At 65.7% G+C, this 20,991-nt stretch carries 23 protein-coding genes; 12 read left to right on the top strand and 11 right to left on the bottom strand.

Annotated features, from left to right (window positions below; all coding sequences use genetic code 11):
- Positions 1–8: 8 nt before the first annotated feature.
- The 3 genes from trmFO to ACT54L_RS16035 all read right to left on the bottom strand — a co-directional run bounded on the left by trmFO (position 9) and on the right by ACT54L_RS16035 (position 2,999).
- Complete coding sequence (gene trmFO, locus ACT54L_RS16045) at positions 9–1,433, bottom strand: methylenetetrahydrofolate--tRNA-(uracil(54)-C(5))-methyltransferase (FADH(2)-oxidizing) TrmFO (RefSeq protein ID WP_476086632.1); 1,425 nt, start codon at positions 1,431–1,433, stop codon at positions 9–11.
- A 200-nt stretch (positions 1,434–1,633) separates the two neighbouring features.
- Complete coding sequence (locus ACT54L_RS16040; protein WP_476086631.1) at positions 1,634–1,861, bottom strand: DUF1127 domain-containing protein; 228 nt, start codon at positions 1,859–1,861, stop codon at positions 1,634–1,636.
- Between the two features lie 250 nt (positions 1,862–2,111).
- Positions 2,112–2,999, bottom strand: a complete 888-nt coding sequence (locus tag ACT54L_RS16035; RefSeq protein ID WP_476086630.1) for a LysR family transcriptional regulator — start codon at positions 2,997–2,999, stop codon at positions 2,112–2,114.
- 115 nt (positions 3,000–3,114) lie between these two features.
- Here ACT54L_RS16035 and ACT54L_RS16030 point away from each other — a divergent pair, with 115 nt between their 5' ends.
- Positions 3,115–3,516, top strand: coding sequence for a CidA/LrgA family protein (locus tag ACT54L_RS16030; protein ID WP_476086629.1), 402 nt, complete (start codon positions 3,115–3,117; stop codon positions 3,514–3,516).
- Positions 3,503–4,201 carry an LrgB family protein gene (locus ACT54L_RS16025; RefSeq protein WP_476086628.1) on the top strand — a complete coding sequence of 233 codons (699 nt, stop codon included), beginning with the start codon at positions 3,503–3,505 and terminating at the stop codon, positions 4,199–4,201. The genes ACT54L_RS16030 and ACT54L_RS16025 overlap by 14 nt, the downstream gene beginning before the upstream one ends.
- Here the strand turns inward: ACT54L_RS16025 and ACT54L_RS16020 are convergent.
- The gene (locus ACT54L_RS16020) at positions 4,182–5,264 is read right to left on the bottom strand and encodes a COX15/CtaA family protein (RefSeq protein ID WP_476086627.1); all 1,083 of its coding nucleotides are present in this window, start codon (positions 5,262–5,264) and stop codon (positions 4,182–4,184) included. The genes ACT54L_RS16025 and ACT54L_RS16020 overlap by 20 nt on opposite strands.
- Positions 5,265–5,437: 173 nt before the next feature.
- On the opposite strand from ACT54L_RS16020, the gene ACT54L_RS16015 reads away from it, so the two are divergent.
- Positions 5,438–5,650 carry a DUF2842 domain-containing protein gene (locus ACT54L_RS16015; RefSeq protein ID WP_476086626.1) on the top strand — a complete coding sequence of 71 codons (213 nt, stop codon included), beginning with the start codon at positions 5,438–5,440 and terminating at the stop codon, positions 5,648–5,650.
- Between the two features lie 44 nt (positions 5,651–5,694).
- Here ACT54L_RS16015 and ACT54L_RS16010 read toward each other — a convergent pair whose 3' ends face one another.
- Both ACT54L_RS16010 and ACT54L_RS16005 read right to left on the bottom strand, forming a co-directional pair.
- Positions 5,695–7,110 carry a hypothetical protein gene (locus ACT54L_RS16010; RefSeq protein WP_476086625.1) on the bottom strand — a complete coding sequence of 472 codons (1,416 nt, stop codon included), beginning with the start codon at positions 7,108–7,110 and terminating at the stop codon, positions 5,695–5,697.
- A gap of 103 nt (positions 7,111–7,213) precedes the next feature.
- On the bottom strand, positions 7,214–8,053 hold the full coding sequence (locus ACT54L_RS16005) for an enoyl-CoA hydratase (RefSeq protein WP_476086624.1): 840 nt from the start codon (positions 8,051–8,053) through the stop codon (positions 7,214–7,216).
- A gap of 86 nt (positions 8,054–8,139) precedes the next feature.
- Between ACT54L_RS16005 and ACT54L_RS16000 the strand changes: the two genes are divergently transcribed.
- The 4 genes from ACT54L_RS16000 (at position 8,140) to rpsI (ending at position 10,403) form a co-directional block, all read left to right on the top strand.
- Entirely contained in the window at positions 8,140–8,580 is a 441-nt protein-coding gene (locus ACT54L_RS16000; RefSeq protein ID WP_476086623.1) for a PaaI family thioesterase, read from the top strand.
- A gap of 95 nt (positions 8,581–8,675) precedes the next feature.
- Positions 8,676–9,260: an NAD(P)H-dependent oxidoreductase gene (locus tag ACT54L_RS15995; protein ID WP_476086622.1), complete on the top strand. Its 585-nt coding sequence runs from the start codon at positions 8,676–8,678 to the stop codon at positions 9,258–9,260.
- A gap of 202 nt (positions 9,261–9,462) precedes the next feature.
- Entirely contained in the window at positions 9,463–9,924 is a 462-nt protein-coding gene (rplM, locus tag ACT54L_RS15990; protein WP_476086621.1) for a 50S ribosomal protein L13, read from the top strand.
- A gap of 2 nt (positions 9,925–9,926) precedes the next feature.
- Positions 9,927–10,403 (top strand): 30S ribosomal protein S9, encoded by a 477-nt coding sequence (gene rpsI, locus ACT54L_RS15985; protein ID WP_476086620.1) that lies wholly within the window; start codon positions 9,927–9,929, stop codon positions 10,401–10,403.
- A gap of 168 nt (positions 10,404–10,571) precedes the next feature.
- Here the strand turns inward: rpsI and ACT54L_RS15980 are convergent, their stop codons facing one another.
- Positions 10,572–10,919 (bottom strand): hypothetical protein, encoded by a 348-nt coding sequence (locus ACT54L_RS15980; protein ID WP_476086619.1) that lies wholly within the window; start codon positions 10,917–10,919, stop codon positions 10,572–10,574.
- 236 nt (positions 10,920–11,155) lie between these two features.
- Between ACT54L_RS15980 and ACT54L_RS15975 the strand changes: the two genes are divergently transcribed.
- The gene (locus ACT54L_RS15975; protein WP_476086618.1) at positions 11,156–11,881 is read left to right on the top strand and encodes a histidine phosphatase family protein; all 726 of its coding nucleotides are present in this window, start codon (positions 11,156–11,158) and stop codon (positions 11,879–11,881) included.
- 410 nt (positions 11,882–12,291) lie between these two features.
- Positions 12,292–13,443 (top strand): GGDEF domain-containing protein, encoded by a 1,152-nt coding sequence (locus ACT54L_RS15970; protein ID WP_476086617.1) that lies wholly within the window; start codon positions 12,292–12,294, stop codon positions 13,441–13,443.
- Between the two features lie 15 nt (positions 13,444–13,458).
- Here the strand turns inward: ACT54L_RS15970 and aptA are convergent, their stop codons facing one another.
- Positions 13,459–14,811, bottom strand: a complete 1,353-nt coding sequence (gene aptA, locus ACT54L_RS15965; protein WP_476086616.1) for an omega-aminotransferase AptA — start codon at positions 14,809–14,811, stop codon at positions 13,459–13,461.
- Positions 14,812–14,950: 139 nt separating this feature from the next.
- On the opposite strand from aptA, the gene ACT54L_RS15960 reads away from it, so the two are divergent.
- Positions 14,951–15,499, top strand: a complete 549-nt coding sequence (locus tag ACT54L_RS15960; protein ID WP_476086615.1) for a cupin domain-containing protein — start codon at positions 14,951–14,953, stop codon at positions 15,497–15,499.
- Between the two features lie 127 nt (positions 15,500–15,626).
- Here the strand turns inward: ACT54L_RS15960 and ACT54L_RS15955 are convergent, their stop codons facing one another.
- Positions 15,627–16,115 carry an Lrp/AsnC family transcriptional regulator gene (locus tag ACT54L_RS15955; RefSeq protein WP_476086614.1) on the bottom strand — a complete coding sequence of 163 codons (489 nt, stop codon included), beginning with the start codon at positions 16,113–16,115 and terminating at the stop codon, positions 15,627–15,629.
- 105 nt (positions 16,116–16,220) lie between these two features.
- On the opposite strand from ACT54L_RS15955, the gene alr reads away from it, so the two are divergent.
- Positions 16,221–17,375, top strand: coding sequence for an alanine racemase (alr, locus tag ACT54L_RS15950; protein ID WP_476086613.1), 1,155 nt, complete (start codon positions 16,221–16,223; stop codon positions 17,373–17,375).
- 11 nt (positions 17,376–17,386) lie between these two features.
- Positions 17,387–18,652 (top strand): D-amino acid dehydrogenase, encoded by a 1,266-nt coding sequence (locus ACT54L_RS15945; protein ID WP_476086612.1) that lies wholly within the window; start codon positions 17,387–17,389, stop codon positions 18,650–18,652.
- A 148-nt stretch (positions 18,653–18,800) separates the two neighbouring features.
- Here the strand turns inward: ACT54L_RS15945 and ACT54L_RS15940 are convergent, their stop codons facing one another.
- Complete coding sequence (locus ACT54L_RS15940) at positions 18,801–19,019, bottom strand: hypothetical protein (protein ID WP_209100061.1); 219 nt, start codon at positions 19,017–19,019, stop codon at positions 18,801–18,803.
- Between the two features lie 405 nt (positions 19,020–19,424).
- Positions 19,425–20,966, bottom strand: a complete 1,542-nt coding sequence (locus ACT54L_RS15935; RefSeq protein WP_476086611.1) for a hypothetical protein — start codon at positions 20,964–20,966, stop codon at positions 19,425–19,427.
- Positions 20,967–20,991 lie beyond the last annotated feature (25 nt).

Here is a 20,991-nt window from a genome sequence, read left to right as displayed (position 1 = left end):
CGCGCCTCTTAAGCTGCCGCCGCGTGCATGTCGAGCCATGCACTCCAATGGGCCAGCGCCCGAGCCGCCAGCGCCTTTTTCTTGGCGAGCGTCTTCTCCGATCCGCGCAGGCGCTTGCCGCCTTCGCCCTTGGGGGCCTGCTCCAAGGGAGGGAAGAGGCCGAAATTGACATTCATGGGCTGGAAGGAGCGGGGGCCTGCATCGATGGTCTCGATATGGCCGCCGGTGATGTGGGCGAGCAGGGCGCCGTGGGCCGTGGTGTTGGGCGGCAAGGTGGGCGTTTCGCCAAGGCGCTGTTGGGCGGCAAGGCGTCCCGCTAGCAGGCCCACGGCGGCGCTTTCCACATAGCCCTCGCAACCGGTGATCTGCCCGGCGAAGCGCAGGCGCGGGGCCGCTTTCAGGCGCAAGGTTTCGTCCAGCAGCCGCGGGGAGTTCAGATAGGTGTTGCGGTGCAGGCCGCCCAGCCGCGCAAATTCGGCGCCTTCCAGGCCGGGAATGGTACGGAAGATGCGCACCTGCTCGCCGTGGCGCAGCTTCGTCTGGAAGCCCACCATATTGTAGAGCGTGCCCAGCTTGTTGTCCTGGCGCAGCTGGATGACGGCATAAGGCCGCACGTCCGGTGCATGGGGATTGGTGAGGCCCACCGGCTTCATGGGGCCGAACCGCAGCGTCTCGCGTCCGCGCTCGGCCATCACCTCAATGGGCAGGCAGCCGTCGAAGTAAGGAGTCTTGGCCTCGAAGTCTCGCAGCGGCGCCTTGTCGCCCGCCTGCAGGGCATCAATGAAGGCGTTGTACTGGTCCTGGTCCAGCGGGCAGTTAATGTAGTCCGCCCCTGTGCCGCCAGGGCCAGCCTTGTCATAGCGGGACTGAAACCAGGCCCGGCTCATGTCGATGCTATCGAAATGGATGATGGGCGCGATGGCATCGAAGAAGGCCAGCGACTCTTCCCCGGTCAGGGCTAGGATCGCCTCGGCCAGCGGCGCGGAGGTGAGGGGGCCGGTGGCAATGATGACATTGTCCCAGTCTTCCGGCGGCAGCCCGGCCATCTCCTCGCGGCGCACCTCCACCAGGGGATGGGTGGCAAGGGCATGGGTCACGGCCTGGGAAAAGCCGTCCCGATCCACCGCCAGCGCGCCACCGGCGGGTACCTGGTTGGCGTCGGCGCAGCGCAGGATCAGCGAGCCGGCGCGCCGCATCTCCGCATGGAGCACGCCCACGGCATTGCCCTCGGGATCATCGGAGCGGAAGGAATTGGAGCAGACCAATTCCGCCAAGCCGTCGGTGTGATGGGCATCCGTGGACCGCACGGGGCGCATCTCATGGAGCACCACGGGCACGCCACGGCTCGCAATTTGCCAGCAAGCCTCCGAGCCTGCCAGGCCGCCACCAATGACGTGGACCGGCTGGGCGTGGGCCACCGTGGGCTGTGTCATTCCCGTCCTCACTTCCGAAACGGCGGGCCGTGCGGGGCCAATGGAGCCCGATCAGCCTCTGCAGAATGGATCGGACGGCACGCGCCTGCGTTCGGGGGGTGTGCCCCAAGCGCGCTCACAGTTCAAGAACCGATATTCTTGCAGTGCAAACGAAAATGGCCCCCGCAGGGGCCATGATCCGTCAAGCGCAACGATAGTTGTCAGACGACATGCAGGGTGGCGCGCCGGGCAACAGCGCGGATCTCACTACGCATGACGTTGATGTCGCCGAGTGTACGATCGTCCAGCTGAGACAGCTCAGCCACAGTCCGATTGTAAGCGTGCCAGCGGCGAATCTGGCGAGCCAGAAAGCCCCAGAGCAACATGATGATTCTCCTTTCGAGGGCGCTCCTGAAGCGCCGCGTTTCTTCGACAAGGAGATAGGCCATCCCGACAACATGACAAATAGGTAAGCTTGCAGTGCAGCAATGCGCCGCGCGCATGCAGTCAGTCACCGGCATGTCGTCGCAACCGGGGTGGACGGAACAACTTCAATGGGTCCCGCACTGTGCTGCCGAAACTGCGGGCCTGCCCTCGAAAAGAGCGGCCCATTATATTGTCCTGCCTATGCGATAGGCTTGATAAACGGTGAATTGCCGGGCGCTGCTGAAACCAGTGGCAAAGCGAGGGCGGATCGCGTCAGCCCTTTGGGCTGTAGATTTCGCGGGTCAGCTGGAGCCAGGCGCGGGCGGCGTCGGAAAGATAGGCACCGCGCCGCCAGATCACGGCCATGCTCCAGTCCGTGCCCGGCTCATCCAGCAGGACGCGGGCGACCGCGGCATGCGCACGTTGCTCGGCAATCATCCGTGGCAGAAAGCCCACCCCCAGCCCCGCCGCGACCAGGGCGACGATGAAGTCGATCTGTGCGCTGCGTGCGATGATGTCTGGCACCACGCCCTGGCGGTCGCAGGCATCCAGGATGATGGCATTGAGCGCGAAGCCGCTCTCGAACAGGATGAAGGGGGAGGCCGCCAACTCGTTCAGGCGCACGCTATGGGCATTGCGGTTGGGGTGGCCGGGCGGCAGCAGGGCAACCAGGGGTTCGCTGCGCACCGGCTCCGCCTCAAAGACGTCGGACACCGGCAGGAGGGACGCGGCGAAGTCCATCTCGCCGGCCAGCAGCACTTCTTCCAGCCGCTTGGAGCCATGCTCGGCCAGCCGGATCTCTATGCCCGGATAGCGGCTGCGGTAGGTGGCGAACAGAGGCGCAAACAGCGTGCTTGAGCCGAGCGGCGGCAAGCCCAGCCGCAGCACGCCGCGCTTCAGGCCGCGCAATTCATCCAGCTCCGCCACCAGGTCGTCGCGCTCGGCCAGCATGGACAAGGCCCGGCGATAGACGATTTCACCGGCGGCGGTGAGCGTGCTGCGATGGCCGACGCGATCCAGCAGCGTGACGCCCAGCTCGTCCTCCAGGTGCTTGACCGCTTTGGAGATGGTGGACTGGGTGGCGAACACCACCTTGGCCGCCTGGGAGAATCCCCCCTGGCGGACCACTTCCACGAAGGCGCGCAAGGTCCTGAGTTCCATTCTATTCCAATTGCGACTGAAGTGAATTCTGTCAATTCATTTTACGCATATCGCAATGCAGCGTAGATTTGACGGCAAGTAAGGAGCGGCTGGGTCCGCTCCCCGGATTTCAGCCATGATCCCCGTCGCCTTGCATGCTCGGGCCGTGCTTCGCCGCACGCGCTCGCTCCAGATTGTCGTTCTCGCCGCCGTGTGGCTTTCCGCCGATACGCTCGTGCGCCTCACCGGCCTGCCCCTTCCGGGTGGCGTGGTGGGCATGGCGCTTCTCCTGATGCTGCTCGCATTCGGCTGGGTGAAGCCGGCCTCCGTCCGTCTCGGCGCATATTGGCTTCTGGCCGAGATGCTCTTGTTCTTCGTCCCCGCTGCCATTGCCGTCATCGACCATGGCGAGTTTCTGAGCGCCCTTGGCCTGAAGATCGCCCTGGTGATTTTCGTCGGCACCATGATGGTCATGGCGGGGACCGCGGCCACCGTCGAGCTTCTCTATCGCTGGCGGGTGCGCCATGCGGTGGGATGACGCGACGCTCCAGCTCATCTTCTGGCCGCTGGCCACCATCGCGCTCTATCGTCTGGCGCGCGCCATCAACAAGCGCTGGCCGCGCTGGTGGACTGGGCCGCTGCTCCTCACGCCCGTGATGGTGGCGGCGCTGACGCTGACCCTGAAGACGGACTACCACGCCTATATGAGCGGCGCCCATTGGCTGCTTCTCATGATGGGACCCGCGACGGTTGCCTTCGCCCTGCCCATCTATGAGCAGCGCGCGGTCATCCGGCGCCACTGGCCCATCCTCATCGTGGGGGTGCTGGCGGGCAGCACCATTGCCATGGGGTCGGCCTGGGCGCTTGCCCATGTGCTCGGCGTGCCAGATGAACTGGGGCGTAGCCTCATGCCCCGGTCCACGACGACGCCCTTCGCCATGGCCGTATCGGGCGAGATCGGCGGCCTGCCGGACCTCACCGCCGTCTTCGTGATCCTCACCGGCGTCTGCGGGGCCGCCATGGGCGAGGTGATGCTGAAATGGCTTCCGCTGCGCTCCGCGCTGGCGCGGGGCGCCCTGTTCGGCATGGGCGCCCATGGGGCGGGCGTTGCCAAGGCCAATCAGCTCGGCCGCGAGGAAGGTTCCATCGCCGGCTTGGTGATGGTCCTTGCGGGGCTGGTGAATCTGCTCGCCGCCCCGCTGGTCATGCTCGCGCTGAACTGAGCCGCACCGTCCCGGCCTGCGGCACCGCGGACCGGGACAGGTCGCAGGCATGCACAGTGGCGGCAATCAGGACGATTGTCGCCCCGAACTGATGGGCCAAGGCCAGGTCGAGCGGCACCACGAACAGCAGCGTCAGGATGCCGAGCAGAGCCTGGGCGCTGACCAGGGCAAAGAGTCCCCACGCCTGCCGCGCCGCCCATCCGCCGGTGCGCATGGCATGGAGCGCATGCAGCAGCGCGCTCAGCCAAAGCGCATAGGCGATCATGCGGTGGGTAAATTGAACGGTGAGCACGTTTTCGAACAGGTTGCGCCAGCCCGGGGAGAGCAAGGCGAGCTTGTCGGCGGCGGGAATGAGAGCGCCGTCCATCAGCGGCCATGTGTTGAAGCTCATGCCGGCATCCAGCCCCGCCACCACGCCGCCCGCGAAGATCTGCACCACCACCAGGCCGACGAGAGCGAAGGCCCCCGCCCGCAGGGCGGGTGGCAGGGCCTGGAGGCGGGCGGCGGTGAGGCTGCGGCCCACATAGACCACCGCAGCGAGGATGATGCAGGCCATGGTCAGGTGCACTGCCAGCCGATATTGGCTCACCGAGGTGCGCTCGGTCAGCCCGGAGGCCACCATCCACCAGCCAATGGCTCCCTGCATGCCGCCGAGCAGGAACAGGACGAGGCACTTGCCGAGCAGGGCGCCCCGGATGAGGCCACGCATCGCGAAATAAAGGAAAGGCAGAAGGAAGACGAAGCCGATCACCCGCCCCAGCAGCCGGTGGGCCCACTCCCACCAGAAGATGGTCTTGAAGCTCTCAAGCCCCATGCCCTTGTTGAGGATCTCATACTGGGGAATGGTCTTGTACTTGTCGAACTCGGCCTGCCACTGGGCTTCGCTGAGGGGCGGCAGGACGCCGGTCACCGGCTTCCACTCGGTGATGGACAGGCCGGATTCGGTGAGGCGCGTGGCGCCGCCCACCACCACCATGGCGACGATCATGGCCGCCACCACATAGAGCCAGATGCGCACCTGCCGCATGGAGGCGTCCATCGGTTCGAGCGTGCCTGCTGCCATGGGTCTCGTGTCCTTTTCCGCGCCGGGTGTGGCCCTCCCCCGGGATCCGTTATAGAGCGGAGAGGGGCCGCGCAACACCGGCCCTCGTCCGCTTCGGGCAATGCCGGGGACCTGTGTTCCGCCTACGGTGACGTCGGCCGCGCGGTTCAGCGGTGGTGCGGGAAAGGTGAAGAATGCCGCAGCGACTGCGCAAGCTCATTGGAACGGTGCTGCTTCTGGCGCTGATGGTGATCTGGGCGCTGGTCGCCATGGCCCTCGCCCAAGGGCGGGTGACAGAGCTGCACTGGGCGCTCCAGACGGTCAGCTACATCATTCTCGGTGTGGCCTGGGTCATCCCCGCCGCGTTCCTGATTCGCTGGATGGAGCGGCCCGACCGCAAGGCCTGACATTCGCGTTGCCGCCCAAGGTTTTGAATACCTGCGGCATTCCCTCACGCTGCGCTGGCTGAGAGGCTCGGCACGGGCAGGCTGTCCTGCGCGGGAATGGCCGCGTCCGCAGGGGGCGCCGAGAGGCGCAGCATCACCACATTGCGGAAGCCCCGGCCAGCCAGCGCCTCGAACGTATCAATGCCACCGCCCCGGGCGCAGTCCTCCTCGATGCACACAATGAGCGGATCGAGCGTGGACAATTGCACCGCGCCCCCGGCCCCGGCAAAGGCCGGCGCTGCCACCACCACGAAATCGTAGGTCTGCGACAAGGCGTTCAGGATGAGGCTCAGCCGCTCGGCCTTCACCACGCCGGCGCCGCCCCGGGCATGGCGGCCCGGGGGGATCACATGGGCGCGAGACTTGGTGTCGCGATGGATGGTCTCGCCGAAACCGGCGACGCCGAACAGCATCTCGCTCATCCCGGGCGCCCAGGGGTCCGACACCAGGGCGGCCAACTCCCCCGAATCACCATCCAGCGCCACCAAGGCAACGCGGCTGTCGCCCTCCGCCAGGCGACGGGCAAGGGCCACGGCAACGGGGGCAGAGCGATCCTCCGGCTGCTCGGAGGTGACCACCACCAGTCGAGCGCGGGCTGTCCCTGTTCCGTCGGTGAGGCGGCGTGCGAGCAGGTTGGCGGCCTCGACGGTGCCAAGACCTCCCGCCGAGCCGGCTTCGATCCAGGACACGCGGGGCAGCGCCGTGCTTTCCCGCGGCAGGGACCGGGGCGGCACGGGGCCGCGGGGCACCGGGCGGCGGCCGAGGCAGAGGGTGAAGAGACCCATGGCCAGGGAGAGGACGGCCAGGGCAGCCATCTGTGCGGGGGAGGGGGGCACAGGAACGTTGGACGCGGTGGGCGACCGCTCAAGCCGCAAGGCCGGCGCCGCTTCGATGGCGGCGGGGTTGCCGGCCCGCGCGCGCACCGCGGCGTCAAGACTGGCATAGGCCGCTGCATAGGCGCTGGCGGCCCGCGCCGCCAAGGCGGGGCGCTCGGCCGTGACCGTCAACTCAATGGCGCGCCCGCCATTCACGGGCATGGCGCGAACGCTGGAGGATAGAATGGCGGCCGCCCGATCCTTCTGCGTCCAGTCCGATGCACTGCCCATGAGCCGTGACACCCACTTGGGAAGACTTGCATGGGCAAAAGTGGCCACGTCCCGCTCGGACAGGAGCCCGAGTGCCTCGCCCGCCAGTTCCCGAGATTGCAGCAGCTGAATGACGCCGCTCACGCTCGCCGCCGGCGGCTGGGCGGCCACATCGAATCCAAATCGGGCAGAGGCACTAAAGCGGGGCGGCAGAAGCAGCGCCAGCACCAGGAGGCCGAACGCCAGCCACGCGAACGCCAGCGACACACGTCCCACGCCGCCGCGGTCCGCGGCGGTGCCTTCCTGGTTGGTCTCGACGGCAGCTTGCTGATCCATGGATCGGCGCCTCCACTGCTCGGCAACACGTCCCGAGCAGACACCAGAAGGCACGCGTCATGGTTTATGTTCGGTAAACGGCCGGTATCGTCCCGCGGGATGCTCAGCGGTCCTCCCAGATCGGATGGCGCTTGCCGATCACGGCTCCGATCCCTTCATCGGCATCCCGAGCCAGGAGATTGGTGGTCATGACATCCGCTGCGAACACATAGGCATCGTCGAGGGTCATTTCGGCCTGGGCGTAGAACGCCGCCTTGCCCAGCTTCACCGGCACCTTGGACTTGGAGGCAATCCGCTCCGCCAGCGTGGTGGCGGCGGCAACCGCTTCGCCTTCGGCCACCACCCGGTTCACGAGCCCCATGCGATACGCATCGTCCGCTTCCACCCAGTCGCCGAGAATCAGCATCTCCATGGCGTGCTTGCGCGAGACGGCCCGCGACAGGGCCACCATGGGCGTGTGGCAGAACAGGCCGATGTTCACCCCCGGCGTGCAGAAGCGTGCGGCCTGGCCGGCGACCGCGAGGTCGCAGCTCGCCACAAGCTGGCAACCGGCGGCGGTGGCCATGCCTTCCACGGCGGCGATCACGGGCTGGGGTAGGCGGACAATGGCCGTCATCACCGCCGAGCAGCGCTTCAGCACCTGCTCGTAATAGGCCCGGCCCTTGTCCGGGTCAGCGCGGTGGGCCTGGATTTCCTTAAGGTCATGACCGGCCGAGAAGACCGGCCCCTGCGCGCTCAGCACCACCACGCGGACGCTTTCGTCGACGGCGATGTCCGTCAAGGTCTCCGCCAGGGCTTCCAGCATCGCCTCGGACAGGGAGTTGCGGCTGGAGGGACGGGCCAGCGTCAAGGTGGCGATGCCGCCGGAATCGGAGCGCAGAAGCGGCGGCTGTGCGGTCTCCTGGTGGGCCGGGACGGTGGCAGTGGTGGACGCAGGGGACATGACGGCCTCGTCGTTCGACGCTTTGCGCAAAGGCACGTCTATTTTAAGCAAGGCTTCAACGAGAAGCGAGATGGGTGGACAGCGTCATGGGCAGGCACGGACTGGAAACAGTGGTCAGCATGGAAGACCTCTCAGGCTTCCTGGCGGTGGAGTTTCCCCAGGCCTTTGGCGCCGGCCGGCCCTTCACGGCCGTGGCGCTGGGACGTCGCACCGCGACGGTGCGGCTGGACGCGGGCGAGGAGCATTTACGGCCCGGCGGCACCATTTCTGGCCCGGCCATGATGGCGCTGGCGGATGTGGCGGTTTACGTGGCGCTGCTGGGGCAGATCGGCCTCGTCCCGCTGGCCGTTACCACCAACCTGTCCATCAATTTCCTGCGCAAGCCCCCGCCGGGCGCGCTCTTTGCCGATGCCCGCCTCATCAAGCTTGGCAAGCGCCTGGCGGTGGGGGACGTGGGCATCCGCGGTGAGGGGAGCGAGGATCTGGTGGCCCATTGCGTGGCCACCTATTCCATTCCCGATCGGTGAGAGGCGGGTGAGGGTGATCCGTTCGGGCGGGTGTTCTGACTTCGATCAATGCTCCTGCCGAGCGGCTGGGGGAGGGTTCGAGGCGGAGGCTCTCCATGGGTAAATCCATCCTCATCATCCAGGGTCACCCGGACCCCAATGGCCGCCACCTGTGTCACGCCCTTGCGGATGCCTATGCGCAAGGGGCTGTGGAGGCGGGCCATCGTGTCACGCGGGTGGAGGTGGCGAGCCTGGATTTTCCCTTGATGCGGACACAGGCGGATTTTGAAACCGGCGGCATGCCGCCCGCCCTGTTTCCGGCGCGCGATGCGCTGCTGGAGGCCAACCACGTGGTCCTGCTGTTTCCCTTGTGGCTCGGCACCATGCCGGCGCTTGTGAAAGCCTTTCTTGAGCAATTGATGCGGCCAGGCTTTGCCTTCGTCTACTCCGGCCCCGGCTTTCCGCAGACCCTGATGCAGGGGCGGTCGGCGCGGGTGGTGGTGACCATGGGCATGCCCGCCACCATCTATCGCTGGTATTATTTCGCCCACGGTATTCTGGGGCTGGAGCGCAACATTCTCGGCTTTGTCGGCATGAGTCCGGTGCGACACACCCTGTTCGGAATGGTGGATGCCACTCCTCCCGCGCAGCGTCAGAAGTGGCTGGACGCCATGCGCAGCCTGGGGCAGCGGGGGAAGTGAGGCCGAAGGTCGCCTTTGGACCGGAAAAGTAGGTCTTATTTGATGGTGTTATTGCACCATTTTTATAAGCTATTGTTTTTTCGATATAAAAGTCGGTGACGTTTGGTTGACGGTGTGGCGGGCCTGGGTTAGAAGCCTCGCCCATTGCCGCTGTTGCCTGCTCCTGGCCGGCACGGCGGCTTCCTCATTCGGAAACCGATCCATGAAGACGTATTCGGCCAAGCCCGCCGAAATCGAAAAGAAGTGGGTGGTGATCGATGCGACGGGGCTCGTCGTCGGACGCCTCGCCACCATCATCGCCATGCGCCTCAAGGGCAAGCACTTGCCCATCTACACCCCCCACGTGGACTGCGGCGACAATGTCGTCGTGGTGAATGCCGAGAAGGTGGTCTTCACCGGTCGCAAGCGCGACCAGAAGGTCTATCACCACCACACCGGCTTCCCGGGCGGCATCAAGGACCGCAGCGCCAAGTTCATTCTCGAGGGGCGCTTCCCCGAGCGCGTGATCGAGAAGGCCGTGGAGCGCATGCTCGCCCGTGGCCCGCTGGGTCGCAAGATCATGGGCAACCTGCGCGTTTATAAGGGCGCGAGCCACCCCCACGAGGCTCAGCAGCCGGTGGCGCTCGATGTGGCGAGCCTCAACCGCAAGAATGTGAGGAACTGAACATGGCCGAGGTTCTTCAGTCCCTCGATTCCCTGAACACCCGCCAGGTTGAAGTGCAGGACGCCCCCGTCCATGTGCAGAAGCTGGACAAGTTCGGCCGCGCCTATGCCACCGGCAAGCGCAAGGACGCCGTGGCCCGCGTGTGGGTGCGTCCCGGCACGGGCAAGATCACGGTCAATGACCGTGAGGTCGAAGTGTACTTCGCCCGTCCGGTGCTGCGCCTGATGATCAACCAGCCGTTCCAGGTCGCCGGCCGCGAAGGCCAGTATGACGTGGTGTGCACGGTCTCCGGCGGCGGCCTCTCCGGCCAGGCCGGCGCGCTGCGCCACGGCATCTCCCGCGCCCTGACCTTCTATGAGCCTGAGCTGCGCTCCCCGCTCAAGAAGGGCGGCTTCCTGACCCGCGATAGCCGCGTGGTCGAGCGCAAGAAGTACGGCCGCGCCAAGGCTCGCCGCAGCTTCCAGTTCTCGAAGCGCTGATCTTTCCGGTTCATCCGGTTTGCGAACGGCGGGGCCTTGGGCTCCGCCGTTTTCTTTTGGGGGGCGCATGCGGCGAGGGGACACAGCCAGCCCGCGAATGGCGGCCAGGCGCCCGGAGGTCCCCCCCAAAAAAAGCCCCGGCGCCAGAGGCGGCCGGGGCCTTTTTGTTCAGAAGCTCGGCGTGTCGCCCGGCAGGGGGCTCCACTGGCCATCGGCCGTGGGATCGCCGGGCGGCGAGCCGCCCATGAAGCCGTCGAGATTGGGCGGGAAGACATAATCTTCGTTCCGGTCGTCGCCATCCTTCACGTCGGGCCGGATGGGCGCACCGGGGCCGGGATCCAGATAATTGCCCTGGGGAATCACCGGCAGCTGGATCACGTTGGGATTGTGAGGGTGGATATCCACCTTCGGAATGTTCGAGCCGCTCGAACTCTGGGCCAAGGCGACCTCGGGCGCGGATGCGGCGAGGGCGAGGCCGAAGGCCCAAAACGCCGTGCTTCCGAGCAAGAACTTCATCTTCACCATCCGATCCCCCGGAACGTCGCCCCTCTTCGCATAGGCGAGGCTGCGGGGCTTGGCAAGCGAGCCGGCGAACGCGGGCCCGAAAGCGCGATGTGCGGACCTTCACCTCGGCCAGGGCAGGACTTATGCTCGCTCGGCATGGGGGGAGCGTCGGCCCCTGCCTGACGTCGGGGGCGCCTGGGCGATTCCCCGATGCCTGAGAACGCCGGCGGGGCAAAGGAGCGTCCCACGTGTTTCGTCTTGGTCTCGCGTGCCTTGCTTTTGTGTGTTCCGCCCTCGTGCCGGCTCTTGGCGAGGCGGCCCCGTCACGCATCATCCTGCTGCGGCACGCCGAGAAGAAGAATGATTATCAGCTCTGCGAGACCGGACTGGAGCGGGCCCGTGCCATTGCCCATCAATATCTTGGCGCGAACGCCACGGAGCCGTTGCTGGCACCGGGAGAAACGCCGGCGGCGGTGTTCGCGGTGACCTTGCACGTGCTGGAAACGGCGGCGCCGACAGCCGTGTCCTGGCAGCAACCGGTGGTGCTGTACGCCGTGCTGCCGGAGGAGGTGAAGGGGTTCACCAATTGGCACGCCGGCTTTCCCACCGCCATTGCCGATCGCAATGTGTGGCTGACACGCTCCCTCATGGAAGACCCCCGCTGGACCGGCAAGACCGTGATCGTCTTCTGGGAGCACCAGGCGATCGCCGATGAGGCGATGGAAAAGGCCAATCCTGGCCGGCGGATGACTTTGCGCCAGACCTTGCACCTCGACCGCCTGCCGGATGTGCCGCGCACCTGGCCGGAAAACACGTACGATTATTTCTGGCTGATCGACCTGGCGCCCGACGGCACGCCGGTGAAGCTCACCACCAAGAAGCAGGAATTCAAGGGGCGCTATGCCAATCTTCCTGCCAATGACTGGGACACGCCGGACGGCCTCGACCCTGCGAAAACGGGCTGTCAGCCCTGATCTGGACCCGGGCGGGCGTCTGCAATCTTTGCGATGATGGAATCATCCGCGCAACTTTTGCATGATACGTGCCCGCCTTAGGAGACGCAAGGCGCCGGCATAGGACGCCACGGCGGGGCCAAACTGCGCACCGGAGCCTGAGTAAGACCAATTCCCCCCTTGTTCCTCTCCACGTCGTCGGTTCACTCTAGGGTTCTGTGACGGGCGGGGGCGACGTCCGAGAACGCGGGGCCACGGGTCCCATCAGGGTGCTGTTCGGACGGAGTTCCAGTCTGTGCGGAGGCAGGAACGATGAGCGCGGCCTTCGGCTGAAGCTGGGGCGCGTCAAGGTCGTGTCTTGAAGGCAATAACCCGGCGGTCGGGAAGGGGGTGGTGCGCCACCCAGCTGGGCCGCTGAACGACCAGGCACGATGAAACTCGATCTGTTTACGGTCTATATTTTTATCGTCTTCCTAGGCGGCGCGTTTTCCGTCGCCTGGTTGGTGGTGTGGCGCTCCTACGCCACGGTCCGCGGTCCCGGAACGTGGCTTGCCGCCAGCCTGAGCGGAGGCGTTGGGGCCGCAGGCATCGCCTACAATTACGCCCACCCCAGTTTTGCCATTGCCACGGCTGCCCACATTTTGATCGCGGTTGGGGCAGCTTTGCTGTGGGTCGGCTTGCGCCAGTTCTACAATCGCACCGTGCCCTGGTGGGGCATTGGCGCAGGGGTGGCCGCCATCGCCCTGGGCCTTGCGCTGTTTCCCGACAACCCGGTGGCGCTGCGTTTTTTCCACACGCTGTCAGGAACGGTGCCTTTTCTCCTTATGGTGCGGGACCTGACACGGGACCCGGCGGCCACACCCGCCTCTCGCCTGTGCGCCATCGCGTTGGGGGTCGGGGCGTTTGGCGATGTGATGACATTCTTGACCGTCGTGGCGTTCGCGGTTCGGATTTTGCCGGAGCAGGTGTCGCATCCCGTCGCCATCGTCAGCGTGCTGCTCACGGTGTTCGGCTGCGTTTCCGCCTGCTTCGGCTTCATCCTCGCAACCATGGAGAAGGTGCGCTCCGACCTTTCCGCCCTCGTGGATGCGGATGACCTCACCGGGGTCGGGAGCCGGCGCTACTTCCTCGAACGCCTTCAGGCGGACGTTTTTCATGCCAAACGGATGGGTGGCGTCTTCTGTCTGCTCATGGTTGATCTCGACCGGTTCAAGGAGATCAATGACGCCTATGGCCATGCAGCGGGAGATCAGTGCCTGCGCCATTTCGCCCGGGTGGCGTCCGAGCGGATCCGGCGGACGGATCTGCTGGCGCGCACTGGCGGCGACGAATTCTGCCTGATCCTCCCCGATACCACCATCGGCGAGGGCATGAGGGTGGTGGATGCGTTGCTGCAGTCGCTGCGGCAGGACGTGATGGTCTTTGACGGGGTCGCTCTGCCGTTCACGGCCAGCATCGGCATCGTGCAATGGGACCCGGCGCATCCTCAGAGCGTCGAGGAACTGCGGGCCGATGTGGATCAGGCCCTTTACCGGGCAAAGCAAGGCGGCCGAGACAGGGGGGCGCTGAAAAGCGCCACCTGACCCGGCCGCCTTCTGTCATGCGGTTGCGCGGATGGCGTCGGAAAGGGTCTGGGCGATCTGGCCGATCTGCTCGGCGCTGACGATCAGCGGCGGGGAGAGGGCGATCACGTCGCCGGTGACCCGGGCCATCAGGCCCTTGTTGAAGCATTCCACGAACACGTCATAGCCGCGGCTGCCCACTGCGCCGGGACGGGCCTCCAGCTCCACGCCGGCGACGAGCCCGATGGTGCGGACGTCGATCACCTTGCCGGTGTCGCGCAGGCCGTGAAGCGTGTCCGCCCAAAGGGTTGCCAGCTCCGCCCCGCGGGTGAGCAGGCCCTCGCTCTCATAGATGTCGAGGGTGGCAAGGCCGGCGGCGCAGGCGGCGGGGTGGCCGGAATAGGTGTAGCCGTGGAACAGCTCTATGGCATTCTCCGGGCCCTGCATCATGGCATCGTGGACCTTGCGGCTGGCGAACACCGCGCCCATGGGAATGGAGCCGTTGGTGATGCCCTTGGCGGTGGTCACGAGGTCCGGCACCACGCCGAAATAGTCGGTGGCAAACGGCGCGCCGAGGCGACCGAAACCAGTGATAACCTCATCGAAAATCAGCAGAATGCCGTGGCGAGTGCAGATCTCGCGCAGCTTCTCCAGATAGCCCTTCGGCGGAATGAGAACGCCCGTGGAGCCGGCCATGGGCTCGACGATGACGGCGGCGATGGTTTCGGCGCCATGGAGGGCGACGAGGCGCTCCAGGTCCTCTGCCAGTTCCGCGCCATGCTCCGGCTGGCCCTTGGAAAAGGCATTGCGGGCAAGGTCATGGGTGTGGCGCAGATGGTCCACGCCGGGAAGCTGGGGGGCGAAGGCGCGGCGGTTGTTGACGATGCCGCCCACCGAGATGCCGCCAAAGCCCACCCCATGATAGCCGCGCTCCCGGCCGATGAGCCGGGTGCGGGTGGACTGGCCGATGGCGCGCTGATAGGCGAGGGCGATTTTCAGCGCCGTATCAACACTTTCCGAGCCGGAGCCGGTGAAGAACACGCGGTCGAGGCCGCCGGCTTCCCCGCCCGGGGCGATGGCGGCGAGGCGGTGGGCGAACTCGAAAGCCAGCGGATGGCCCATCTGGAAGGAAGGAGCATAGTCCATTTCCAGGAGCTGGGCCTGGACCGCGTCGGCGATGGTCTTGCGGCCATGGCCGGCATTCACGCACCACAGACCCGCGCAGCCGTCCAGGATCTGACGTCCGTCCACGGAGGTATAGTACATGCCCTGAGCGCCGCTGAGGAGGCGCGGAGCAGCCTTGAACTGGCGGTTCGCGGTGAACGGCATCCAATAGGCATCAAGCGGGGCATTGTGGCCGCGTAGGGCGGCGGGGGTGGCGATGTTCATGGGGTGGGGCTCCTTCTCGGCCAAGGGAAGCCCTGTTCGCGAGGCGCAACAAGTCCTTTTCTTCTGAAGCATAACCCATTGAAAAACAGGAGATGTGGCGCATAGTGGTGCGGATCTGAAACACCTGGAACGGCCCCTCATGAGCCTCGACATCGGTGCCCGCCTGCGCTTCGTGCGGATGAAGCACGGGCTCTCCCAGAGGGCTCTGGCCAAGCGGGCGGGGGTGACCAACTCTTCTGTGTCGCTGATCGAGTCCAACACGGTGAACCCGTCGGTGGGGGCCCTCAAACGCATCCTGGACGGCATACCCATTGGATTATCAGAGTTTTTCGCTTTGGAGCCGGACGCACCCCGCAAGGTCTTCTTCGCCGCGGAGGAACTGGTGGAGATCGGCAAGGGCCCCATCTCGTTCCGCCAGGTGGGCGAGAGCATGTTCGGCAAGTCCTTGCAAATCCTCAAAGAACGCTACGAGCCGGGAGCCGATACCGGCCGTGTGCCGCTGGTTCACGAGGGGGAGGAGGGGGGCATCGTGCTTTCGGGCCGGCTGGAGGTGACCGTGGACGAGGAGCGGCGCATCCTGGGCCCGGGGGATGCCTATTATTTCGAGAGCCGGCGGCCCCACCGATTCCGGTGCGTGGGGCCGGTGGCGTGTGAGGTCATCAGCGCCTGCACGCCGCCCACGTTTTGAGCGAGAAACGCGCTTGGCGCGGGCGGAGGAGGGCGGAGGAAGGCCGGTTCTCGGCTTAGCGGACGCCCTCCTCCGGCCCGTGGGTGGCGCGACACGTGCGAGAGAAGGATGGAGGTATTAAAATACCCTACGCGCCGCCGCTCACCACGGTGCGGATCGCGAAGGAGGACTGGATGCGCGACACGCCCGGTAGGCGGGAGAGCACCTCCTTATGAAGCCGCTCATAGTCGGCGGCATTCTTGACCTCGATCTTCAGCAGATAGTCCGCAAGGCCGGTCATCAGGTAGCAGTCGGTGATTTCCGGGCAGCGGCGCACGGCGGCCTCGAAGCGGTTGAGATAGTCCTCCGTCTGCCGGTCGAGGGTGATCTGGGTCAGCACCACCAGCCCCTCGTCGACCGCCGTGGATTGGATGAGGGCCGTATAGCCCCGGATGACCCCCCGCTTTTCCAGAAGCCGCAGCCGCCGCAGGCAGGCGGAGGGGGAGAGGCCGACGGCGGTGGCGAGGTCCGCATTGGGGATGCGCCCGTCCACCCGCAACACCTGGATCATCTTCAGATCGATGTCGTCCAGGACGGGCCGTGGTGGATTATGCGGAACCTCGAAATTCTCATCCATGATCCGCTTCTCCACGCAACATCCTGCGCCTGATTGGCGAGAAATTCGCACGATGTTGCGCCTATAGTAAAGCCATAACAAACCTCCCAGCTTCTGGCGGTCCCCATGGCTTTCATCGCAATGGATTCCCGCTCCATCCCGCAGGCATTGGGCGCCGAAATGGGCGCCGGACGGGCCGGGGCACTTCTCACCATCGATCTGGCGGCCCTTGCCGCCAATTACCGGCGCCTCGCCGCCACCGCCTCGGGCGCGCTCTGCGCCGGCGTGGTGAAGGCGGATGCCTATGGGCTGGGCGCTGCCGCCGTCGCGCCGGTCCTTGCGGATGCCGGATGCCGCCACTTCTTCGTGGCCCATCTGGAAGAGGGCATGGACCTGCGCCGCCATGTGCCGGCCGAAGCCACCATCGCGGTCCTGAACGGCAGCCCCGAAGGGGTGGAGGGCGACTTCCTGGCCCATGACCTTCTGCCGGTGCTCAACAGCCTGGAGCAGATCGAGGGCTGGCAGAAAGTAGCGCGCGCCGCCGGCCGGCGCCTGCCCGCGATCCTGCAGGTGGATACGGGCATGGCCCGCTTCGGCCTTGCGGCGGAGGAGCTGGACGCGCTGCTGGTGGACCCCGAGGGCCTTGCCGGCCTCGATCTGCGCCTCGTCATGAGTCATCTGGCCTGTGCCGATGATCCCGCCCACCCCGCCAATGCCGCCCAGCGCGTGGCCTTCGAGGCGGCGCGGGCGCGCTTTCCCGGCGTGCGGGCGAGCCTTGCGGCCTCCTCGGGCATCTTCCTCGGCGCCGACTATCATTTCGACCTCGTGCGCCCCGGCGCGGCGCTCTATGGCATCGCGCCCCAGGCGGGCGCGGTAAACCCCATGCGCCCCGTGGTGCGCCTCCAGGGCCGTGTGGTGCAGGTGCGCCATGTGCCCGCCGCCACCCCGGTGGGCTATGGCCACACCGCCCGCGTGCCCGGCCCGGCCCGCTTGGCCACCGTGGCAGTGGGCTATGCCGACGGCCTCTTGCGTAGCGCCTCCAACCAGGGGGCCGCGTGGCTCGGCGATGTCCGCCTGCCGCTGGTGGGCCGGGTGTCCATGGACAGCATCGTGCTCGATGCCAGCGCCCTGCCGGAAGGCGCCATCGCCGCCGGCACGCTGGTGGACCTCATCGGCCCCCACCAGGACGTGGACGCCGCCGCCCGTGCCGCCGGCACCATTGGTTATGAACTTCTGACTGGCCTCGGCTCCCGCTTCTGCCGTCGCTACCTGCCCGCCTGAAGGAGGCTCCCATGCGTGTCGTCGTTCTCGGCAGCGGAGTCGTCGGTGTGACCTCCGCTTTCTATCTGGCCAAGTCCGGCCATGAGGTGGTGGTGCTGGACCGCCAGGAGGGCGCGGGGCTCGAAACCTCGTTCGCCAATGCCGGCCAGGTCTCGCCCGGCTATTCCGCCCCCTGGGCCGGCCCGGGCATTCCGGTCAAGGCCATCAAGTGGCTGATGATGCAGCACTCTCCGCTGGTGGTGCGGCCGGGCCTCGATCCCAAGCTCTATGTGTGGCTGGCCAAGATGCTGGCCAATTGCACCCACGAGGCCTACCAGCGCAACAAGGCGCGCATGGTGCGGGTGGCCGAGTTCAGCCGCGATGCCCTCAAAGCCCTGCGGCAGGAAACCGGCATCCATTATGACGAGCGGGAGATGGGCACGCTGCAGCTCTTCCGCACTCAGAAGCAGCTGGACCATGTGGGCGAGGACACCTCGGTGTTGGATGCCTATGGGGTGCCCTATGAGGTGCTGGACGGCGCGGGCTGCATTGCGGCCGAGCCGGCGCTGGCCCGCGTCAGGGACAAGTTCGTGGGCGGCCTGCGCCTGCCGGGGGATGAGACCGGCGATGCCTTCCTCTTCACCCAGCGCCTCGCCGCCATCTGCGCCGGGCGCGGCGTCACCTTCCGCCATGGCGTCACCGTGGCGGGGCTGGAGACGCAGGGCGGCCGCATCACCGGCGTGCGTCTCGCCACCGGCGAGGTGGTGACTGGCGATGCCTATGTGGCGGCCATGGGCAGCTACACTCCGGCCTTGCTGTCTCCGCTGGGCATCGACCTGCCCATCTATCCGGTGAAGGGCTATTCCATCACCGTTCCGCTCACCCATGCGGAGGCCGCCCCCGTCTCCACCGTCATGGACGAGACCTACAAGGTGGCCATCACGCGCCTCGGCGATCGCATCCGGGTGGGGGGCACGGCGGAACTGGCGGGCTTCGACCTGAACCTGCGCGAAGCCCGGCGGCAGACCCTCGCTTATTCCGTGGGCGACCTGTTCCCCGAAGGCGGCGACATTTCCCGCGCCACCTTCTGGACCGGCCTGCGGCCCATGACGCCCGATGGCACGCCCATTATCGGCGCCACCCGCTATGCCAACCTCTTCACCAATACCGGCCACGGAACCCTGGGCTGGACCATGGCTTGCGGCTCCGGCCGCGTGCTGGCGGATCTGGTGAGCGGCCGTCAGGCGGAAATCGACACCGCCGACCTCTCCGTGGACCGCTACGCGGCGGCCGCCTGAAGACTGGGCCTGAGGAACGAGACGGCGGGGCGCCCGGCGCCCCGTTTTCTGCGGGGCGGGATCTGGCCGGCAAGTTCAGGGCGGACGTGAGAATTGGCGTTCAACCGATTGACTTGACGCCATTAAAAGCCTGTTGGGGTGGTGACGCTCATTCCTCCAGCCGCCCCACATAGGGCGTGTGCGGCGCCTCCCATTGGGCGGGCACCAGGCTGCGGCGGCGGGAGCGGCGGCTGCGGTCCAGGAACAGGGCCTCCCGGTCCATCACCAGCCGCGTCGGCGGTTCGGCGATGCCGCGCAGCAGGCGGGCCGACAAGGCGGTGTCTACGATCTGGAGATCGGTGGTCTGGAAGTCGGGGCGCACGCTCATGGCCGTGGCCCTTGGCACGCGGCGCCGGCGCGGCGCCGGGCCTTTCCTGCGGTCCCATGCGGGCGGACCGCCGCCCGAGGCGCGATCTGATCCATCACGACATGTCCCCTGACCTTGGATGGTCGGACATCTCGCATGTATCAAGGCGACCCTGCGCGGGGCTGTGCTCCCGGCGCCTGCATTCCAAACTCCGCCGGACCCCTCCTCTTCCTCACACGGACAGGATGAACCACGCCGCCACGGCGGTGAGCAGGAAGGCGAGACACGCCAAGGTAATATAGGCCAGCGGCGACATTGCGTTTGATCCCGGTGCCGGGTTAAACGATCAAAGTGGCCTTCTGGATCAGATCGCACGTGAAGAGCTCATATATGCCGCACACGTGGCGCGTGTCGCCTCAGCCCGGCTCAGCTCCGGTCCGCCGCATAAATGCGGCAGACGCCCTCCTCCGCAATCAGGCGACGATCGGCGAGGAATTCCTGCTGAAGCGAATATTCAACCGGCGAAAGCCGGCAGGCCACGATCGCCCCCAGTGGGAAATCCCCTAGAAATGCGTTGGGGTTGGCCTCGATCCGCTTGAAAAGTTGTGTAGGGGTCCAGAATGGAACCGCAATTCCTTTACGTTCAGCGTAGTAATTGATCGCCGATGACCAGTCATCTCCGAACACCATAATGCTCTGGTCTGGCCTTGTGTTTTGTTTGGCTAGCATCGCGATGCGGTAAAACGCACCATTGCTTTGGTCCATCGTAACGAGTGATTTGTAATTCTGGTTGAAGAAGTAAGCTTGGCCTCCGACCAATATGAGGAGGAGCGCTAAGGCCGCGCGGGGGTGTCCCCTCTCGAAAGTGGCCCCCAGGCAAAGCCCTACGGCAATCAGGATGAACAGGCCATTAGCCACCTGATAGTAGCCGTGGACCATATGAATATTGGTGAAGACCACGAACGGGAACAGAAAGGCCAGCATGGCCAGTGCCGCAAACATCAGCGTCCGGCGGGACCTCACCGCGAACAGCAGGGGGATCAGTGCCATGAAATAAAGCGAGCCCAGGATGTCCGGAATCGCACGGCCGAGGATCACATCCTTCCACAACTGCAGGCTAAGCTTCTGATCAAGCGTGCCAAAGTTCCATTCGGCGAGCGCGGGGGAGGTGATCAGCTTGCCGAACTCGTTGGCAGATTTGACGGCGTCCGAATACGCCACCCAGGCCAAGCCCACAACCAAGGGAATAACCGCCGCGCCAAGGGCGCCGCCTGCGACGAGGGCCAGGGGGCGCAGCCCGTCGCCTGCACGCAGACCTCGGATCAGGATCCCGACGGTTCCAAGGCCCCCAAGCATCAGGAAGGCCGGAAATGTCGTCGATTTCGAGAGAACAGCGAGGCTGCCCGCGCCGATCGCCAAAAGCAGTTGGAGCAAGCGCGGATGTTTCAGGTAGCTGGCCATAAGTGCAAGCCATGATACGCCGAAGAACAGTGCGCAATTTTCAATGAGAAACGTCCGGCTCCAGTAAACATACAAAGGGGAGAATAAAAACAACGTCGCAATAATGAGGAAAGTCGACGTTTTTAATTTAAGCGTCCGAGTCAGAGACCGAAGAGGCCAAAGGGTCAGAACAAAGAAAGCATAGTTTACCACCCGCCCGGCCACATCGAGCTGGATGGATGCCTTGGAAAGGGCTGCGACAATCAACTGATAGAGCGGGAACTCAAAGGGAATGGCCCATGGCGCCCCAAGCACCGGCGTCTGATAGGCAAACCAAGGGCCGCCCCGAGCGATCCAATACGCTGAGATGGCTGTCTGGGTCTGACGGAAATACAGATTGTCCAAAATCGGATTTTGGAGGCCAATCACCAGCACGGCAAAAGAGAACGCTAACCCTAGCAGTAAAAGACAGGCCAGAAGGTATGTTGCCCATGTCGGGGAGCGATGTGAAGGGGAGGGCAGTGTCATCTGATCCGTCACCTGACTGGGGATT

The sequence above is a fragment of the Aquabacter sp. DMC10 genome, assembly GCF_056314145.1.
The sequence above is the reverse complement of the archived record's forward strand: the minus strand, read 5'-3'. Positions and strand labels throughout refer to the sequence as shown.

Excerpts from the sequence above, each read along its gene's own strand:
- ACT54L_RS16025 (WP_476086628.1), top strand. The coding sequence starts at position 3,503 with ATGCGGTGGGATGACGCGACGCTCCAGCTCATCTTCTGGCCGCTGGCC.
- ACT54L_RS16035 (WP_476086630.1), bottom strand. The coding sequence starts at position 2,999 with ATGGAACTCAGGACCTTGCGCGCCTTCGTGGAAGTGGTCCGCCAGGGG.
- ACT54L_RS16020 (WP_476086627.1), bottom strand. The coding sequence starts at position 5,264 with ATGGCAGCAGGCACGCTCGAACCGATGGACGCCTCCATGCGGCAGGTG.
- ACT54L_RS15995 (WP_476086622.1), top strand. The coding sequence starts at position 8,676 with ATGGGTAAATCCATCCTCATCATCCAGGGTCACCCGGACCCCAATGGC.
- rplM (WP_476086621.1), top strand. The coding sequence starts at position 9,463 with ATGAAGACGTATTCGGCCAAGCCCGCCGAAATCGAAAAGAAGTGGGTG.
- ACT54L_RS15960 (WP_476086615.1), top strand. The coding sequence starts at position 14,951 with ATGAGCCTCGACATCGGTGCCCGCCTGCGCTTCGTGCGGATGAAGCAC.
- rpsI (WP_476086620.1), top strand. The coding sequence starts at position 9,927 with ATGGCCGAGGTTCTTCAGTCCCTCGATTCCCTGAACACCCGCCAGGTT.
- trmFO (WP_476086632.1), bottom strand. The coding sequence starts at position 1,433 with ATGACACAGCCCACGGTGGCCCACGCCCAGCCGGTCCACGTCATTGGT.
- ACT54L_RS15940 (WP_209100061.1), bottom strand. The coding sequence starts at position 19,019 with ATGAGCGTGCGCCCCGACTTCCAGACCACCGATCTCCAGATCGTAGAC.
- ACT54L_RS15955 (WP_476086614.1), bottom strand. The coding sequence starts at position 16,115 with ATGGATGAGAATTTCGAGGTTCCGCATAATCCACCACGGCCCGTCCTG.
- ACT54L_RS16005 (WP_476086624.1), bottom strand. The coding sequence starts at position 8,053 with ATGTCCCCTGCGTCCACCACTGCCACCGTCCCGGCCCACCAGGAGACC.
- alr (WP_476086613.1), top strand. The coding sequence starts at position 16,221 with ATGGCTTTCATCGCAATGGATTCCCGCTCCATCCCGCAGGCATTGGGC.
- ACT54L_RS16015 (WP_476086626.1), top strand. The coding sequence starts at position 5,438 with ATGCCGCAGCGACTGCGCAAGCTCATTGGAACGGTGCTGCTTCTGGCG.
- ACT54L_RS15945 (WP_476086612.1), top strand. The coding sequence starts at position 17,387 with ATGCGTGTCGTCGTTCTCGGCAGCGGAGTCGTCGGTGTGACCTCCGCT.
- ACT54L_RS15980 (WP_476086619.1), bottom strand. The coding sequence starts at position 10,919 with ATGAAGTTCTTGCTCGGAAGCACGGCGTTTTGGGCCTTCGGCCTCGCC.
- ACT54L_RS16000 (WP_476086623.1), top strand. The coding sequence starts at position 8,140 with ATGGGCAGGCACGGACTGGAAACAGTGGTCAGCATGGAAGACCTCTCA.
- ACT54L_RS16040 (WP_476086631.1), bottom strand. The coding sequence starts at position 1,861 with ATGGCCTATCTCCTTGTCGAAGAAACGCGGCGCTTCAGGAGCGCCCTC.
- ACT54L_RS15935 (WP_476086611.1), bottom strand. The coding sequence starts at position 20,966 with ATGACACTGCCCTCCCCTTCACATCGCTCCCCGACATGGGCAACATAC.
- aptA (WP_476086616.1), bottom strand. The coding sequence starts at position 14,811 with ATGAACATCGCCACCCCCGCCGCCCTACGCGGCCACAATGCCCCGCTT.
- ACT54L_RS15970 (WP_476086617.1), top strand. The coding sequence starts at position 12,292 with ATGAAACTCGATCTGTTTACGGTCTATATTTTTATCGTCTTCCTAGGC.
- ACT54L_RS16010 (WP_476086625.1), bottom strand. The coding sequence starts at position 7,110 with ATGGATCAGCAAGCTGCCGTCGAGACCAACCAGGAAGGCACCGCCGCG.
- ACT54L_RS16030 (WP_476086629.1), top strand. The coding sequence starts at position 3,115 with ATGATCCCCGTCGCCTTGCATGCTCGGGCCGTGCTTCGCCGCACGCGC.